The following is a 16,999-nucleotide window of genomic DNA, read 5'->3' on the forward strand; positions in this document are numbered from 1 at the left end:
GGATGATTATAAGAGACAGAGGAAGTCTAGTTCGGAGCGCGAACCCCATCAATGCGGACATGCCCTATGGCAGCATCCGTACTGCCTGCAGCGCAAGCCGCCCATCGAGGTCTTTTCCAAGAAGCTGGCGTTCCAGAAGCCCAGAGGCAAGGCGCTCAATCACAATCTCAAGCTGATGGACAGTTGGCGCCCATTAATCGCCCCGACCTCAAAATCGGCGGCATTGACCTGACCCGACAGGTCAGGGGAAAAGACAAGAGTTGCCCTCCCCGACACACTGGCCGTCGATAAAACAACAACCGCCCGCGCTGTTCATAACGCGGGCGGTTTTCATGTCGCACTATAGGTGCTCAACACGCTTAACGCGGCGCCTTCATCTTCCAAGGTTCGATGTCGTGGCACTTTTCGCAGGTGACGGTGCTCGGACGATGTTCGCGATGGCAGTTGACGCACTGATCGGTACGGCCGTAGTGGAAGTTGTCATGCGGGTTGATGGCGACTTCCTTGCGGATTTCCGATCCGTCGCGCGGGTCCTTGAAATAGGACTCGAAGTTGAAGCGCTCGCCAGCCTTGACGATGGACTCTTCGCGGTGGCACGCAAGGCAAGTCTTGGCGTCGGGCGGCGTAAGCTTGCCGTCGACATGGCAGGTCGTGCACTCGAGCCCCTTGTGCTTGATGGTCGTAGGCTGAGCATTGACGGCAAGAGAGGCAGCCAACGCCAGCACGATAGCGGCGGATTTGAAGATGTTCATGATTGCTGTCTCCCTTAAATGGTTCGCTTTTGCAGTTTGGCAGCCGTTTCGCCGGCAATCATGCCGGTAACGCAGCAGTCAGGCATCGAGCAGGCCGTAAGTCGTTCAGCACCGTGAATGCCACCAGCGGCCTCTCCCACCACGAAAAGACCCGGAACGGGCTCGCTGTCATCCAGCCTCAGGGCACGAGCCGTCGTGTCGGTCGCGATGCCGCCCGGGCAGTAGTCCCAGCGAGGAATCATCAGGGCGGTATAGAACGGACCCGTTTCGGAAAGCGGTTCAACCTTTCGTCCTGAACGCTCAAGAGGCTTCATGAACTTTTCATCCTTGCCTGCAGCGATCATGCGGTTGTATTCGGTGATCGTGGCCTTGAGCTTGGCGGCATCGGTGTTGTAGAAAGCCGCAACCTCGTCGAGCGTCGCGAACTTGTACATCGTGCCGTTGCGACCGTTCAGACCGTTCATGCTTCGTGCAACTCGAGCCATGTTGTGGAACTTTGTCAGGCCCTTTTCATCCCAGATGATGTAGGGCTTGGCACCCCCCTTGGCCATGGCGGAGAGAGAAGCCGTCGAAATCGGATTGCGGCCAAGAGCCTCGCTGGCATAGCGAGCGCCCGTAGCGGCATCGATCGCAACGCCCCAAATGAGGTCCTCAGTGGGAAGTGCAAAGCTGAAGCGATAGAGCGAGAGCTGAACGGGTCGAGCACCCGCTCGGATCATGGACTTGAGCGCACCTGAGGTGGCACCTTCCGAGGCACTGTTGAGCGTATGTTCAAGGAAGGGTACCTCGTGCTTCATGAACTCCTTGTCACGGGCATAGCCACCAGTAGCCATGATGACGGCCTGACGGGCACCGATGCGGACCTTCGTGCCCGAATGGTTTTCACGGTCGTCGGAGGCAAGCGAAGCGTCAAAGAGATAGTCCTTGCGCACCTCGACGCCGATCACGCCGCCCTTTTCATCCAGAATGAGCTCGTCAAGCTTCGTGGCAGGACTCACCTTCAGATTCGGATAGCGCTCGTAGGAAGCCCAGAGGCTGCGCAGGATGCCGGAGCCGCCGCCTTCGGCAATGAGACAGCGCTTTTCGGAGTGACCGCCGAGCTTGAGGATCTTCGTCCACTTGACACCGTGCTCAAGCATGAGCTTCTGAGCGCGGGCCGTTTCACGAGCAATGTTGAGTGCACGTTCACGATCGCTGAGATTGGCGGCAACCTTCGCCATGTCGGCCACCATGGCCTCGGGCGTATCGGTGATGCCTGCCGCCTTCTGCATGTCGCTGCCGACGCAGGCGAAGTCCAGACCGCTGTAGCGGGACGTGCCGCCCAGGCGATTGAGCTTTTCAATGAGAAGGGTTTGGGCGCCGTTCTTCGCGGCAACCAGAGCCGCCATCGTGCCTGCGATGCCCGAGCCAACGACAACAACGTCGTAGACTTCGTCAAACTTGGGGGGCACCGCCTTTGCAAAGGCGGATGTCGTGAGTCCCGCACCGGCGGCCGCGCCCGTGAGGAGGAGTTTGCGTCTTGAGGTCTGCATGATCGGACTCTCCATGTGTGGTCTGAGTTGACTCACATGGTAGGTCCCGAAGATTGCCCGATGATTGCCGACCACTCAGGATTATTTCAAAAAGATTGCAGCCCCTCTTTCAGTCGCCGTAATCTTCGTCGTAACTGGTCAGGTCTCCCATCATGTAGCCCACATTGGTGAAGGAGGAGATGATGGCGGGATTGACTGAAATGCTCTCGAGCTTCTTTCGGATTCGGGCCACGGCCACTCGAAGATGGGAGATGTCGGCATCCGAATCAAGCCCCCAGCCGATGCGCAGCAGTTCGTCATAGCGTACGACTGCTCCTGGTCGGGACGCGAGACTCTCAAGCAGCCTGAACTCGCGATCCGTCACGGGAACACTCGTTCCTCGCCAGAGGACGTCATGTTCCTCGGACCTGAGCGTCAGAGGACCGTTGACGACCGTTCGCCCTCGGGGCACCATGAACTGCCTCGCCGTCCTTCGCAGCAAGGCCCTCACACGCAGTTCGAGCTCCTGAATGGAAAACGGCTTGACGAGATAGTCATCTGCTCCCGCATTGAAGCACTTGCTCTTGTCACAGAGAAAATCTCTGGCCGTCAGAATAAGGACCGGCACTGCACTCGTCTTCCGAATGGCCTTGAGCGCCTCCTCGCCGTCCATTTCAGGCATCATGAGGTCGAGAATCACCAGATCAGGTTCCACAGGAGAAAGCCTGAAGACATCGACAGCCTGTCGTCCGTCCTGCGCCTGACATACGTCAAAGCCGGCGTTTTCGAGCGATTCAACTACAAGCCTTCGGATGCGGGTTTCGTCGTCGGCAACAAGAATAAGCGGTTTGTCGGTCATGATTCAATGCTCCTGGGGAGCGGCAGATGAATGGTAAAACACGTTTCGCCATCGGCGCAGGAAGCCTTGATTGAGCCACCGTGAGCTTCGCAGATCGCGCGACAGATGACAAGTCCGAGGCCCGTACCGCCCGTACGACGCTTTCGTCCGCTCACCACCTGATAGAAGCGGTCGAAGATACGCTCGGAAAGCGACGGATCAAACCCAATGCCATGATCCTTGACGCGAATAACAGCCCACGGCTGGACCACCTCGACTTCGAACGAAATGTTGGGCCTTTCGCCAGGCCTGACATATCGACAGGCGTTGGTGACAAGATTGACCACAAGCTCCACGAAGGCGCCGGGATCCACGTTGAGGCACTCCGCCTCCTCGGCCACCCTCATTTTAAAGTCGAACTCATGTCGGCTTCTGACAAGTCTTACGGCACGCCGGATGAGCGGTCCGATCTGAGTTGCCTTCGGATGAACGGAAAAGCTTCCGCCCTCAATCTTTGCCGCCGACAGCCAGTCGCTCACGATGTGATTGAGATGATCAAGGTCGGAGTCGAGCGCCTTGAGTTCCTCGGTGTCCCCCGAGGCCTTTCTCATGAGATCGATCTGAAGCCTGCAGGCCGTCACAGGCGTCTTGAGTTCATGAGCGACAATGCTGATGAGATCATTCTTCATGCGCTCCACCTCCTGACGCTCCGTGACGTCCCGACAGATGACGCAGAAACCCTCGGCAAAAGGCGCACGCCCCGCCCTGAAGGGAAAGGTCCGGCATTCCCACGCCTTCATTGCGCCGTCAAGCTCCGCCTCGTAGACGGCGACATCCTGTTCCCCCGCCTCAAACTGTCTGCGACAGAAAGCCAGCATCTCATGCTTGAAAGACCCGGGCATCATCGAGGCCGCGGAGGTGTTTTCAAGTTGCGGCCGCCACTGAGGGTCGAGAAGAACGATCCCGTCCTTCATGTCCTCGAAAACCTCCCTGAAGAGACGCTCCTGAGCATCGAGCTCCGATTCACGCCTTACAACCGTGCTCGCCAGATGGACATTCTTCTCCTCCAGAGAAACCTGCCTTGCATGCAGTCTCTTGCGCAGCTCGCGATATGCGGCCTGCACTTCGCGAAGTTCCTCAGGTCCCTGCTCAATCGTGTTCCTGTCGTCCCCGTAGTCCTCATCAATGTCTCCCCTGAGCTTCCGAAGAGCGTTTGAAAGCGGCCAACATGCAAGCCAGCCTGCCGCCGACGTCAGGAGCAGTACGCCAAGCGCCAGAAAAGCCATCCTCACCTCGAGGTTCGTACGGACCATCATCCTGCTCTTCTCGGGGCGAGTAACCACGACCGTCCATTGCGGAAGCCCCGCATGAAGCTTCTGGCTCGTCATGTATACGGGACCTGCAGCCGCATCCACCACTGTTCCGCTCTCAAGGGACGCCTCCCATCGCGTAATCCGACTCCTGTCGAGCGGCCATACGTACTGTTTCCTTTCGTCAAGAAGTGCGAAGGCAAGCCCGCGAGATTCGAGGTTCCGGCGTATGTCCTCAAAGACAGGTGAGCACGCAAGTGCCCCCGACAATATGTGCTCGGGAAGCCCCGTCATGCGACGACCGAAGGTCATCAGGGGTTCAGGCATCCTTTCCGAGCTCAGAAGCACGGGAGAATATAGAGTCCCCGCCCCTTCGGGCGCGCGAATGAGAACCGCATGCCAACGGTTGTCATGGTTCTGACCACGGCGCAGCTCCCCGTCGACCGAGACGGACGGAAAGAAGGCCTCGACCCTTATGCCGTCCGCAGTTCGATGGTCAACGTGCAGATTCTTGATGAACGGATGAGATTCGACGATGTCCTGCAAAAGCAGATTGAGATCTCCTCCTTTCTTCAGGGCCGAATGTGCGAGCGTGCGATCAGCGAGCTCCACAACTGCATTGATGCCTTGGAGACGCTCCTCAACCAGAGCAGCCGCATCGACCGTGGCGGAATGTTGCTCCAGATCGGCTTCTGCAATACGTCTTTCCATATCGCCCAGATGCAGCACGCTCCAGGCGACGAAGGGAACGAAAGCCGTTGCTGAAAGCGCAACGATGATGTAGGTGCGAAACTTCATGTTCAAAAAGATGGATGTCAACGGCCATGCCGAAGGAGGAGCGCCAACGGCGCCGTGGCCGGCGCGTTCTAGACCTTGAGATGGATTATCCCGTCTATTCCTCCAGAATGCATCTGCATCCATCGTAGAGGCTGGAATCCATGCCTAAATTCCCCTTCCGTACGTCTCCCACTATTCGCTCTGCTCTGGGTTAACCCCATAGTCAAGTGAACGCTTTTTCCCTATGTGCCACAGCATTTCTACACCTGCAATCTTTTGGCAACTTTTTTCGGCACGAAGGATCGGATGTTTTATTTTGCCGCAATGTTTCTTTTTTAGGCTTATGAGTGTGATGTTCGGCTTCGGCCTCATCTACTGCTATGCATCCCCTGAACTGAACCACTTTGAAATCAAGGGATGACTGAAACATCCAACCAATCAGGAGTTACCGCATATGACTCTTCAGACCATAGCCCAGCTCATAATGCTGGCAACGCTCATATTGATGATTACGGGCCGCACGCCCATTTACATGACCGCCATTACGGGTGCGGCCATTTCTGCCATCGTGGCCGGTTTTCCGCTTGCGGGTGGTCAGGGCATGACCGTCACCAAGATGATCGTCTCGGGTCTCAACCCGGTGATTGCCGACATGACCGGCATTCTGCTCTTCATCGGCATTATGCAGGCCACGGGTTTCCTTGACGTCATCATTCGCGACATCGTCCGTGTCGGCAACAAGATTGGCGGTGGCGTTGGTGTCGGCGCTGCCGGCGGCGTCGCTGCTGGTGTTATCGGCGCTCTCACCGGCTTCACGCAGCCCGTGATCACCGCTGTCATTACTGGTCCGGCCGCCGTCCGCCTTGGCGTCAAGCCAAATCAGTCCGCCGGTATCATCGCCCACGCAGGCCACATCGGCAACCTTGCCGGCTTCACGCACCCGACTCAGGTCGCCATTCTTGCGACCGCAGGCATCGGCTACGGCCTCTTCAATGTCCTTGGTCTCATCGCGGCAGGTTCCATCTTCGTGATGTCCGCCATCCGCATCACGATCGACATGAAGCGCCGAGGCGTCAAGATTGACGCCGCCGAAAAAGAACGCATTCTCAAGGAAATCGAATCCCGCGAATATTCGACGACTTCCTGGAAGGCCTTCTTCCCGTTCATCGTCCTCGTCGTCGGCTTCATCGCCGGCATGCCGATCTTCCTCGTTGGCCTCGCCTCTGCCATGGCCACGATGATCCTTGCGCACTCCAAACCGAAGGAAGCTGAAGCCGCCATGATGAAGGGCGTGTCCCTCATCGCCACTCCGCTCGTCGCCACGATCGGCTTCCTGTTCATGTCCACCGTCATCCGCGAAATCGGCATGGTCAACACGATGTCCACGCTCGTTTCTCCGGTCATGAGCATCTCTCCGGTTCTCGTCCTTTTCGGCGTCGCCTTCCTTACGGGCTTCATGACGCAGTCCTACGCTGCATCCGTCGCCGTTCTGGTCCCGTTCCTTCAGGTCACCCTACAGGCCGGCGCCGATCCGTTTGCAGCCGCCTTTGCTGCCGCTTCGGGCGCCTCCCTTATCCAGTACTTCCTGACGGGCGGTCCAGTTGCCGCTCTTGCCACGGTCATTCCGGTCATCCCGGGCAGCGACCTCAAAGGAGCAAACGCCTTCCAGCGTCCGTCGATTCTCTTCGGTTGCCTGGTGGCTTTCCTGATCACCTTCTGCCTCAACCTCCTCTAATGTAGACAAAGGGCGGGAAGTTCTTCCCCGAACTTCCCGCTCTTGTTGTTTAATCAACGCCATCGAGGAACAGCCAAATGACGCTTGAACTGGTCAGATCACTTGATGTGACAGCCGTGATCGGCATTTCCGGTCACGCGGGTTGCGGCCACGCCCACAGCCATTGCGGTTTCGTCCAGGATGACTCAGGCGGCCTTGCCGCCGTTCTCGCGCTCCTGCAGCGCACCACAGGACTGGACTTGACGATCACCCGCGTAACCGTTCATACAGGTCGAAAGGGCCGCTTTGAAGTTGAAACGGCTTCGGGCGGCAAGGGGAGCGCAGCGGCCCGTCGCGGCATTACGACCGCCGAGGCCCGTCTTGCCCAGTTTGTAGTTGGCCGACAGGCAATCTGCACACAGGCTCTTGCCTCAACAGCCTTCGGCCGCATCTACGGACAGGGCGCCATGGAAGTACCCGTCGCACTACAGACTGCCATCGCTCTTGCCGCGCTCAACAGTTTCAAAGTCAACTTCCCTGATCAAGTCCTCGTCGCTGACGAAGGCGTGACTGGCAACTGCGGTCGCATTCTGGGCACCAAGATCCGCATCAACGGCGTCGTGGCCTCAGTTCTGGCGGTCGTCAACGCCAGTGAAGGAGGACTTGGACCAAATGAGGATGTCGAGGGCAACGTCAATCTGGGCCCCAAAAAGGCTCTCATGGACAAGCTCGGGCTCGCTACCATGCCCACGCTTCTCATCGAAGGCAAGGTTTGCGCCGATCCAGCCTCATCCTTGATCAGTCGCCCCACCTTCCTTATTCGCGCATATCCTGATGACGACAACGTCGTCGTCGCACAAAGTTACGTTGCAGCCGCAGCCAAGCTCGACTATCCCAACCTCTATCTCGACAACCTTCTTGCCCGCAGTGCTGACGCAATGCGCAAGCTCGGCAACTCTCAAGGCGAAAATGTCATTCGTCTCGGCAAAGCTTTGCGCGACGCCAAAACGGCCGTTGAAAAGGTTCGTATTGCTGCGGAACTCAACGAATTCTGCAGTCAGGAGCTCGGCGGCATCACCTTCATGTCCGAAGATGTGCATCAGGTCATGGGCGGCGTAGGCATGATCCCCGGCACCTGCGCCTGCCTGAGCCTCTTCATTCCACACACCCAACTCGAGGAGGATGTCATTCCCGTTCTGTCCGAGGCCGATGCAGGCAGGTTTGCCGACATGGTTCTTGCAGCTGCGGAAGATCTTTCCAAACACCTCCCCGAAGCTTGTGAAGTCATTGACCGAATTCAGAAGCGCTACCATGAACAGTCTCAAGCGCTCGTTGAATTCACCCTTTGAATCTCTGGAGAATTGCCATGCAACAGAAGAAAGTCATCGTCGTCGCTACTGGCGGCACCATTGCCATGAAGTACGATGAAGCGAGTCAGGGTCTCATCCCCGCCTGCTCGGGCGAAGACCTTGCCGCCGCCGTCCCTGGCATCGACAAGCTTGCTCAGCTCGAGTTCTGCCAGTTTTCCAACATCGCCTCTCCTGGCATGACGCCCGACGACATGTGGCGCCTCCACCTCAAGTGCGAGGAATTTCTTGCCCGCGAAGACGTGACGGGTGTTGTCGTCACTCACGGCACTGACACGTTGGAGGAGACCTCTTACTTCCTCGACATTACGAAGATCAGCGAAAAGCCCATCGTTACGACCGCCGCCATGCGCGGCGCAGGCGACACCAGTCCTGACGGTCCCTGGAACATATACTGCTCCGTCAAGACTGCCGCCTCAGAAGAAGCTGTCGGTATGGGCGTCCTTGTCTGCCTCAATGAAACGCTCCATGCTCCGGGCGAAGTGACGAAGACTCATTCCGCCAATCCCGCCACGTTCCAGTCGCCCTGGTGGGGCCCTGTCGGCTACGTTGACCTCGACAAGATCGTCTTCCGTCGCAAGACGCTTGGCGTCAAGCGCTTCCATCCTGAAGCCCTGACCGCCCGAGTGGACCTCATCAAGGCCATGACGGGCTCCGATCGCGAATACATCGACTTCGCCGTTGCCCGTGGTTGCAAGGGCATCGTCCTTGAAGGCTTCGGACGCGGCAACCTTCCGCCTCCGATGATTCCTGGCGTGGAAGAGGCCGTCAAGAAGGGAGTTGCCGTCATCCTGACGACTAGAACCCCAGGTGGCCGAGTTCTTGACGTTTACGGATATCCCGGCTCCGTCACTGACAGCCGCCGTGTCGGCATCGCTGCTGCAGGAGAAATTTCCGCCGCCAAAGCCCGTTTGAAGCTCATGGTCGTTCTTTCCGAACACCCTGAATACGCAACCAACCGCGACAAGCTTGAGGAAATCTTCGACATCTGATTCGCAGTCTGGGGAACTGATGAAGTCCCCTTTGAGACGGCCGACCGCTGACAAGCGCGCAACGGCCGTCCGTTTTTTATGTGCAAAAGGCGGCAGGAACGCTTAACTGAGCAGTTCTGCCGCCTTTCTCTTCTTTTTACAGTGCCTATCAGACCTCCTGATCCTCATCCCTCAGATCCCTCATGACGTACCCAACACCTGAATACGCCGAAATGATTCCCCCCTCAAGACCGGCATCCTCAAACTTTCTTCTCAGGCGGGCACAGGCCACGCGCAGATACTGAACCTCACCCAATGCATTGGCACCCCACACTTTGTTGAGAAGCTCATTGTGTTCATGGAGCACGCCGGGATCCTTAACGAAGAGTGACAAGAGCCTGAACTCAATGTCGCCGAGATGCACTTCCCGACCATTGAAAATGCACTGACGCTTTTCAATGCAGATCCGGATTGGCCCGTTGACGAGCCACGTGAACTCGGATTCTGACGGGGTGTTCTTCGCCTGCGTACGTCTCAGAACCGCCTTGATGCGCGCCAGAAGCTCCTCCATCGAGAAGGGCTTGCAGACATAGTCGTCAGCCCCAAGATTGAAGCCCTTGAGCTTTGAGTTCGAATCGGTCTTAGCTGTCATGAAGATGATCGGCGTTTCACCCAGCTCTCGAATTCGACAAGCACATTCGAAGCCGTCCATTTCAGGCATCATCACGTCCATCAGCACAAGAGCGGGCTTCGGAGATTGCAACTCAAAAATTTCAAGCGCGTGCATGCCATCCGCCGCAGAGATTACGTCATAGCCGGCACGCTCCAGATTCGAGGCCACGATGCGGCGAATCTTGGTTTCATCATCGACAATCAAAATGAGTGAGGGGGCTGAGGTATCCATTTTCCAAATTCTGTCCTTTTTAGGTTAGTACGGCAGCTCGATGGTGAAACAGGTTCCGCATCCAAGCTCACTGTCGAGTGAAATAGTACCCTGATGCGCCATGACAATGCCCTTGACGATCGCCAGCCCGAGACCTGTTCCGCCTCTCTGTCGCGCGATGGTCATGTCGGCTTGATAGAAGCGCTCGAAGACATAGGTGGCCTTATCCTTCGGAATGCCGATCCCGTTGTCCTGCACTCGAATCCGCACCTTGTCGCCATCCCTGCGCACGTCAACGTGAACGACTGGGGGAACACCTTCGCGGAAATAACGAGCGGCATTGCTGAAAAGATTGATGAAGACCTGAGTGATACGTTCGGGATCGAATTTGAAACACTCAGCCTCAGGATCGATGGTACGCGTCACCTTGAGCTCAAATCTTGCCGTGACAAGCTTTGCCGCCTTGTCGATCGGTGTTGCAATATGCATGATCTTGGGCATGAGCGAGATGTGTCCATCACGGAATCTTGTCAGATCGAGCCAGTCATCGACAAGCCTGCGCAGTCTGAAGCTTTCCTCCTGCATGTCCGCAAGGATCTGATCACGCTCCTCATCCTCCAGTCCGATCTGAGTGGCCAGCGTTTCGGCCTGAAGGCGAAGAGCTGTGATGGGAGTCTTGAGCTCATGAGCCACGATCGATATGAGCTGATCCTTGAGGCGCTCAACCTCCGCGTCAGCAGAAACATCCCTCACCAACAACCCAATATCAGGCGCCCCCGCATCGGGATTGGTAGACACGACGCTGAAGGCCGTTGCGTGATAGACCCGGCCCCCTTCATCATCCTTGGCACCCTTGACTGGTACCAGCTCATAAGTGCGACCATCCTCGAACTTTTTGGCAATCGGTGCAGGCGAGAAGCCGTCCTGATGTTTTTCACGAATTTCAAAGGCCTGCCGCAACGCAGCACTTACCAGACATCCAGGCTTGAGAGCAATCCCATCTCTGGCCATGCGCTCCTCGAGATAGGCGTTGAAACGAACCAGCACCCCATTGGAATCCATGAGAAGCACGCCTTCATTCATTGACGAGAACAGCTCCTCTAGAAGCTGGTGTTGCTGCACCGTTGACACGAGCAGATGATGATTATTGAGCTGAACGGCAAGCGAATTTGCCAAAAGTTCCAGGCTGTCACGCACCTCCCGTTTTTTCAACTCCTCCGCATCGGTCTCCAGCCAACCGTAGATTTTGTTCCCGTAACGAACCTGCACAAAAGCCGCACCTGACGGAAGATCCGGCCCCTCGTTCCCTTCCTGAAGGCTCGCGGACGTCCTAAACACCAGAGAAGAAAGCCTGAGAAGCTGCTTGAAGCGCGCAACCGTCTCATCAGTCAGATGTACCAGTGACGTGTCAATCGGTGCCAGAAGTTTCTGAATGGCGGCCAGTTCTGCATTTCGGGTCGTGAGAGCGTCCGTTTTGGAGCGCACCTTCTGTTCAAGGAGCTTGTTCATCGAACGAAGACGTTCCTGCGTTTCTACAATCTCCCGCCCCATCTTCTCAAATCTTTCCGCAAGCTCCTGAAGCTCTGTTGGTGCGTCCGAAGACATCGCCACCTCAACCTTCCCTGTCCTCGGAAAATCACCCACGGCATCGGAGAGCTCGCCTACGCTTCGACTCAACGGCCGGCTCACAGACAAAGACAGAGCCGATGGCAAGCAGGAAGAAAAGACTGCCAACGATCAGGTTGTGCTGCAACTCAAGATTCCTAGCAGCCTTTGACTGGTCAAAAATCAGGTAATACTCGGTTTGGTTGAGTTTGACAGCTGTCCTGAAAACGCCATTTTTGTTGTCGGCCAACTTGTCATCCATCACGTGCAGATCGGCATGAGCAAGCCCTGCCTTGATTTGCTCGAAATCCGAGTTTTCAATGGCAAGTGACGGATCGGTGGCGAAAAGCACCTTCCCCCTCTCATCGACAAGAAAAGCCTCTCCCCCACTTTCCTTCATCGCCTCTTGCAGCGAGGCAGCCACCACATTGACAGGCATGGAGATCTCCATGGTGATCTTCTGAAGCCCTGTAGCGTCAAAGGGAACAAGCGTGACATATGGCTTTTCATCCGTAGGGGGCTGACCGAAACTGTAGGTTTTACCCGTATTGAAATCCTTGATCCGCACGTGCGCATCGAGCAGGTCAGACTGAACTGTCCGATAGATCTCGCTCGCACCTGCGAGAGTCAACCCACCCTCCACATAAGAAGTGGTGAGATACTCATTGATTGCCTTGATCGCCCGATTGTGCAGTTCCCCATCAGCTGAATCGAGCTTTGTCTTGATGACCAGCGTCGAAAGTGACTGTCGGTCCACGACTAGAGACGACAGGGTTTCGATGTTTTTTTGATACAAGAGAAGGAACAGGATAAACGGAATAATGACCGTCCAACCGATCAACCCCGTCAGAATTTTTCGAAAGCTTCGAGGCTCTACAGGCTCCTCGATGAAGTCGTAGGGGTTGTAGTCCTTGTTGAGGTCCTCAGGGAAGAGCGAAAAATAGCGGTTCCTGTACCGCATGTTGTACACGTCTTCCTCGGGATTGGGACTCGAGGGTGGAATCCTGTGCTCAAAGTATTGGAAAACGACGTCAAGAACGTTCATGGTGGTGTCGCTTTTTGTCCGGTCATAGAGTCGGACGGGGTGCGCTCGGGATTGGAGTACCCACAACCTTAGCCCGTCCCACAAAGGTTTTCAATACAGTTTTCCCATGCCCTAGAAAGCGCCCGTCTCGGACCAACACCCGAAAATGCCCTCCGAGAGTCGCACTGCCCCCTGTCCGATTCTCCAGATCTGGTCGTGAAAGTTCTTCCTACACCTCCCTTGAGGAAAGCAGTCAGGCAAAGTGCTCTTCGTCCTCTTCGTCGACGGCCATGTTGAAGACGTGGGCGAGCTCCTCGTTCGAGAGGTCCCCGATCCAGCTTTCCCCGGTTGCGACCGTCATTTCGGTGAGGCGCTTCTTCTCTTCGATGATCTGGTTGATCTTCTCCTCGAAGGTATTGGCCGAAATGAAGCGGTAGACATTGACGGTCGACTGTTGTCCGATGCGGTAGGCGCGGTCCGTGGCCTGAGTTTCGACGGCGGCGTTCCACCAGAGGTCGTAGTGAATGACGACGGACGCAGCCGTCAGGTTGAGACCCGAACCCGCCGCCTTGAGCGTCAGCACCATGACGTTTTCATCGCGTCGATTCTGGAATCGGTCCACCATTGTCTGGCGCGCATTCGGCTTGAGGCCGCCGTGGATGAACTGCGGGCGACGACCCGTTTCGTTGGCAATCCATTCCTGAAGGAGCATGCCCATCTGTGCAAACTGCGTGAAGACGAGCACCTTGCGGCCGGCGGCCTGCATTTCCTCAAGAATGTCGAAGAGGCGGCACATTTTGCCGGAAAGCCTCGGATCCTCGAAGCCGCCCGCAGGTTCGAAGAGCGCAGGCGAATTGCAGATCTGCTTGAGCTGCATGATCATCTGCAGCACCAGCGAATGGCGCATGAAGGTGTCCTTGCTGGCCTCCACAAGACGCATGGAACGCTTGACCACCTCGTTGTAGAGCGCAACCAGCTCCTTCGTGAGCGTGCAGTACTCATCGATGGAAACCTTTTCGGGCAGATCGTCGATGATGGACTTGTCGGTCTTGAGGCGGCGCATCATGAAGGGGGCCGTTATGAGCTTGAACCGATCGGCGGTGACGGCATCGTGGTCGTTTTCGATCGGATACACATAGTCCTGCCTGAAGGATGTGCTCGAACCAAGAATGCCCGGGTTCGACGCCTCCATGATCGACCAGAATTCCATCAGACCGTTCTCGACGGGCGTGCCCGACATGGCGATGAAGCCTTCTGTCTTGAGCTCGCGGACATGCCTGAAAGCGGCCGTCTTGTAATTCTTGATCGCCTGCGCTTCGTCGATGACAACAAGGCGGAAATGCTTGTGCTCGAGCGCCTTCATCGAGCCGCGAAGGCTGCCGTAGGTCGTGAGCACAACGTCCCCCATCGCCTCCGCCAGATCACGCTTGGGGCCGTAGAAGAGCGATACCGTCAAGTTCGGTGCAAACCTCGCGATCTCACGCTTCCAGTTTGCGAGCAGCGTGGTCGGCACGACGACGAGCACCTGCTTGACATCCAACTCGCCGTCGAGGCGCAGCTTTTCGAGCACCGTGATGACTTGAAGCGTCTTGCCGAGGCCCATGTCGTCGGCGATGATGGCCCCCATGCCCGCGCGCAGATTGCGCATGAGCCAGGAATAGCCTCGCACCTGATAGGGACGCAACGTCGCCTGGATCGTATCGGGCACATCGAACGTCTTTTCGGCAAAAAGCCTGTCGAAAGCCGCCTGCAGGCGTGCACTCAAACGCACGCCGTTGGCGCGGATGCCGCCCGAGAGCGCAGCGCGGATGAGCTCGGCCTTCGTGAGCTTGCGCTGACCGTGAAGTTCGCGGCGAATGGAACTCAGGAGCCGCTTGTCGACGTACATGTACGCATCGCGAAAGCGCACGATGCGCCCTGCCTGCTCGGAGAGCCACTCGAACTCTTCTTCCGACATCGTGTACTTGCCCGCCGCCAGACGCCAGTCGAACGTCATCGCATCGACGATGTCGAAAAGATCTCGACTTTCGAAGACATTCTCCTTCATATCCAGATCGAGCGTCGCCTGAGGGCGCAAGAGGTTCCGGAGCGTTCTCGGCAAAATGGTCTGCACGCCGAGTAGATTGAGCGTCGGGATTGCCTTGAAAAGGAGGTCCGCCAGCTCATCGAGCGGCACAACCGTCGTCGAGGCGCGGTTTTTGAGAAGCTCCGTGAGCTCCGGACAGTAGCCTGAAAGCCGTGACATAAGCTTCAGGCAGTCCCTTGTGCTGCGGCAGATCGAGAATGTCCGCGAGTCCAACGCTCTCCTGCGCACCACCGCTGTCAACCGAGAATCGCATTTCGATGGCGACTGCCTGGTGCGGGTCAAAGTCCGGCATCTCCACGTCTTCGGGAATCGCTTCGTCGTAGCGCGGCTCTTCTGCCTCGTCCACCCCCTCATACGGAATGAACGTCGGGCACTCGAGCGGTACAGGTTCAGGTTGTGCCTCACACGCACCGAACATCGCGGCCAAAGCCGCGCCTCCTGCCCGCGCGCCAACATCGTCACCGCCCTCGCGCTTTGCGGCTGTCGCTGCCGCAACCCAGTCATGCACGATGACGATCCCCTTGACGCGGTGCGACTCGGTCTTGAGAAAGACGGGCGCGACCCAGCCTTCAAGGCGCATCCCGACCGCCTTCAAGGCGAAATCACCGTCACAGTCGACGGGTTCGCACCCGAAGAGCGCGTGATGCTCGGGAACGGCGTCACCCGTTTCGTCGACATGGGTGCGCCATGCGGCGACGATGTAGCTCTGGATGAAGAGTTCGAGCACGATTTCGCCAAGAAGCAGCGGATGCATCGCAACAGGCGCCTTCGAAATGCGAAGGAACTCCGGACCGACGTGCGAGAAGGCTGCGCCGACGGCTTCGGTGACCGCCTTCACTTCATCGTCCATGACGGCAACGCACGGCGAAGATGTCATCCATCGGTCTGTAGATCTGCGGCACGACCGCGCCCGCCTCGACGAGACGACCGGCGATGAGCCAGACATCGTAGAGAGCCTCCAGCTCGCGCGGCGCTTCAGAAAGCTTCTGATGCGTGATGAAGCCCGAAAACATATTGTGCAGGCCTCGTCCGACCGGATCCGACGCACTCGGTCCGCGAAGCTCCTGGTGCATGAAGCGGCCGCTCTCACGCCGTTCGCGCCAGAAGAGCGATTCGTCCACAACAGGCTGCCCCCAAGTATTGATCGCGATGAGCGGCCGAGCCTCGTCATACTCGGGAATCGTGCGTTCGATGACGGTACGCATCTGATGTGCAACGAGATTCCCTGCTTCGCTCACGATACGTCCCGTAAGCGCACGAAGGTCGCCGTGGATGTAGCCCGCCGGATGCTCGGCAAAAAGGTTGCGAATCTTCTCACCGTCAACCTTGAACGTGCGGAAGGTTTGCTTTCGCAGATCTTCGAGCCAGCCGGCATCCGATTCTCCATCCGGATGCAGGTCAGTGACGAAGCTTCGTTCGTCGAGTCCCCGGATCAGATCGTCCCAGGACGGCATCTCGGCCTCAACCGCCTTTTCGAGCTCGACGCCGCGGCTTTCCATTTCGGCAATCAGGTCGATGCCACGCAACGTAAAGAGCAGGAAGGGATTGGCATCAATTTCTTCGCTCAGTTTGTAGATGGCGGCTGCAATGTGCTTGCACGGCACCGCCCAATCCGGACACGTGCACGACATCTCCAGATCCTTCCAGCTCGTCGGGGAAATGCGAATGCCGAGCGACTCGGCAATGTCGGCAATTTCGGGACTCAGTTCTCTCGCGGCGAGGCGCGCCACGATGAGAGGAGATTCGGCGAGACGGTCAACAAGACGCGCCACGTCCGACTTGTCAATCGGCGGCAGCGTGATCTTGACGCCATAGAATGGATCGTAGTGTCCCGTGACGCGTGCCTTGACCTCGCCCTTTCCTTCATCGATGCGAAGCGAGCGCACCTTGCCGGCATCGGCATAATCCCTGCCGCGCGGAATGCGGTTTTCGTAGTCGATGCCCGAAAGTGCATTGAGCCAGCGACGCCCCCACCAGGTCGTCCCATATTCGTTGCTGGCCATCGTGTCTCCCAGCCGAAATATCTGACAAGCGCACTATAGCCGAAACTTGACATGCATGATGGCATCCGCATTGGCCCTCGATGAAGAGGAAGCCGTCCTCACTCACGATCTGGAACTTGGCGTGGACCTTCACGCCGCCAATGGTTCCGCCCGTCTTG

General features: G+C 57.3%; 14 protein-coding genes. 4 read left to right on the forward strand and 10 right to left on the reverse strand.

The window, feature by feature from the left end:
- Positions 1–232 (forward strand): hypothetical protein (locus HMPREF3036_RS12390; RefSeq protein ID WP_231853634.1); only part of this gene is annotated, 232 nt, incomplete at its 5' end.
- A gap of 127 nt (positions 233–359) precedes the next feature.
- On the opposite strand, the gene HMPREF3036_RS10990 is transcribed toward HMPREF3036_RS12390, so the two are convergent.
- The 4 genes from HMPREF3036_RS10990 to HMPREF3036_RS11005 form a co-directional block, all read right to left on the reverse strand.
- The gene (locus tag HMPREF3036_RS10990; protein ID WP_062334498.1) at positions 360–752 is read right to left on the reverse strand and encodes a cytochrome c3 family protein; all 393 of its coding nucleotides are present in this window, start codon (positions 750–752) and stop codon (positions 360–362) included.
- 14 nt (positions 753–766) lie between these two features.
- Positions 767–2,284, reverse strand: coding sequence for an FAD-dependent oxidoreductase (locus HMPREF3036_RS10995; RefSeq protein WP_062334501.1), 1,518 nt, complete (start codon positions 2,282–2,284; stop codon positions 767–769).
- Positions 2,285–2,393: 109 nt separating this feature from the next.
- Entirely contained in the window at positions 2,394–3,122 is a 729-nt protein-coding gene (locus HMPREF3036_RS11000; RefSeq protein ID WP_062334504.1) for a response regulator transcription factor, read from the reverse strand.
- On the reverse strand, positions 3,119–5,209 hold the full coding sequence (locus HMPREF3036_RS11005; RefSeq protein ID WP_231853636.1) for a PAS domain-containing sensor histidine kinase: 2,091 nt from the start codon (positions 5,207–5,209) through the stop codon (positions 3,119–3,121). Before HMPREF3036_RS11005 ends, HMPREF3036_RS11000 begins: the two co-directional genes overlap by 4 nt.
- A gap of 433 nt (positions 5,210–5,642) precedes the next feature.
- On the opposite strand from HMPREF3036_RS11005, the gene HMPREF3036_RS11015 reads away from it, so the two are divergent.
- From HMPREF3036_RS11015 to HMPREF3036_RS11025, 3 genes are all read left to right on the forward strand, one after another.
- Positions 5,643–6,923 carry a hypothetical protein gene (locus tag HMPREF3036_RS11015; protein WP_062334513.1) on the forward strand — a complete coding sequence of 427 codons (1,281 nt, stop codon included), beginning with the start codon at positions 5,643–5,645 and terminating at the stop codon, positions 6,921–6,923.
- A gap of 77 nt (positions 6,924–7,000) precedes the next feature.
- Complete coding sequence (locus HMPREF3036_RS11020) at positions 7,001–8,251, forward strand: hypothetical protein (protein WP_062334516.1); 1,251 nt, start codon at positions 7,001–7,003, stop codon at positions 8,249–8,251.
- A gap of 17 nt (positions 8,252–8,268) precedes the next feature.
- Positions 8,269–9,261 (forward strand): asparaginase, encoded by a 993-nt coding sequence (locus HMPREF3036_RS11025; protein WP_062334519.1) that lies wholly within the window; start codon positions 8,269–8,271, stop codon positions 9,259–9,261.
- Between the two features lie 148 nt (positions 9,262–9,409).
- Here the strand turns inward: HMPREF3036_RS11025 and HMPREF3036_RS11030 are convergent, their stop codons facing one another.
- The 6 genes from HMPREF3036_RS11030 to HMPREF3036_RS11055 all read right to left on the reverse strand — a co-directional run bounded on the left by HMPREF3036_RS11030 (position 9,410) and on the right by HMPREF3036_RS11055 (position 16,841).
- On the reverse strand, positions 9,410–10,144 hold the full coding sequence (locus tag HMPREF3036_RS11030) for a response regulator transcription factor (protein WP_062334521.1): 735 nt from the start codon (positions 10,142–10,144) through the stop codon (positions 9,410–9,412).
- 24 nt (positions 10,145–10,168) lie between these two features.
- A complete protein-coding gene (locus HMPREF3036_RS11035; RefSeq protein WP_156469827.1) occupies positions 10,169–11,767 on the reverse strand; it encodes a sensor histidine kinase in 1,599 nt (532 codons plus the stop codon).
- Complete coding sequence (locus HMPREF3036_RS11040) at positions 11,760–12,773, reverse strand: cache domain-containing protein (RefSeq protein WP_062334526.1); 1,014 nt, start codon at positions 12,771–12,773, stop codon at positions 11,760–11,762. Before HMPREF3036_RS11040 ends, HMPREF3036_RS11035 begins: the two co-directional genes overlap by 8 nt.
- 232 nt (positions 12,774–13,005) lie before the next feature.
- On the reverse strand, positions 13,006–14,997 hold the full coding sequence (locus tag HMPREF3036_RS11045) for a DEAD/DEAH box helicase (protein WP_197457986.1): 1,992 nt from the start codon (positions 14,995–14,997) through the stop codon (positions 13,006–13,008).
- On the reverse strand, positions 14,915–15,715 hold the full coding sequence (locus HMPREF3036_RS12180; protein WP_197457987.1) for a hypothetical protein: 801 nt from the start codon (positions 15,713–15,715) through the stop codon (positions 14,915–14,917). Before HMPREF3036_RS12180 ends, HMPREF3036_RS11045 begins: the two co-directional genes overlap by 83 nt.
- Positions 15,678–16,841: an SWIM zinc finger family protein gene (locus HMPREF3036_RS11055; protein ID WP_062334534.1), complete on the reverse strand. Its 1,164-nt coding sequence runs from the start codon at positions 16,839–16,841 to the stop codon at positions 15,678–15,680. The genes HMPREF3036_RS12180 and HMPREF3036_RS11055 overlap by 38 nt, the downstream gene beginning before the upstream one ends.
- Between the last annotated feature and the right edge of the window lie 158 nt (positions 16,842–16,999).

This window comes from Sutterella sp. KLE1602 (assembly GCF_001578585.1).
Classification (GTDB): Bacteria; Pseudomonadota; Gammaproteobacteria; order Burkholderiales; family Burkholderiaceae_F; genus Sutterella; species Sutterella wadsworthensis_A.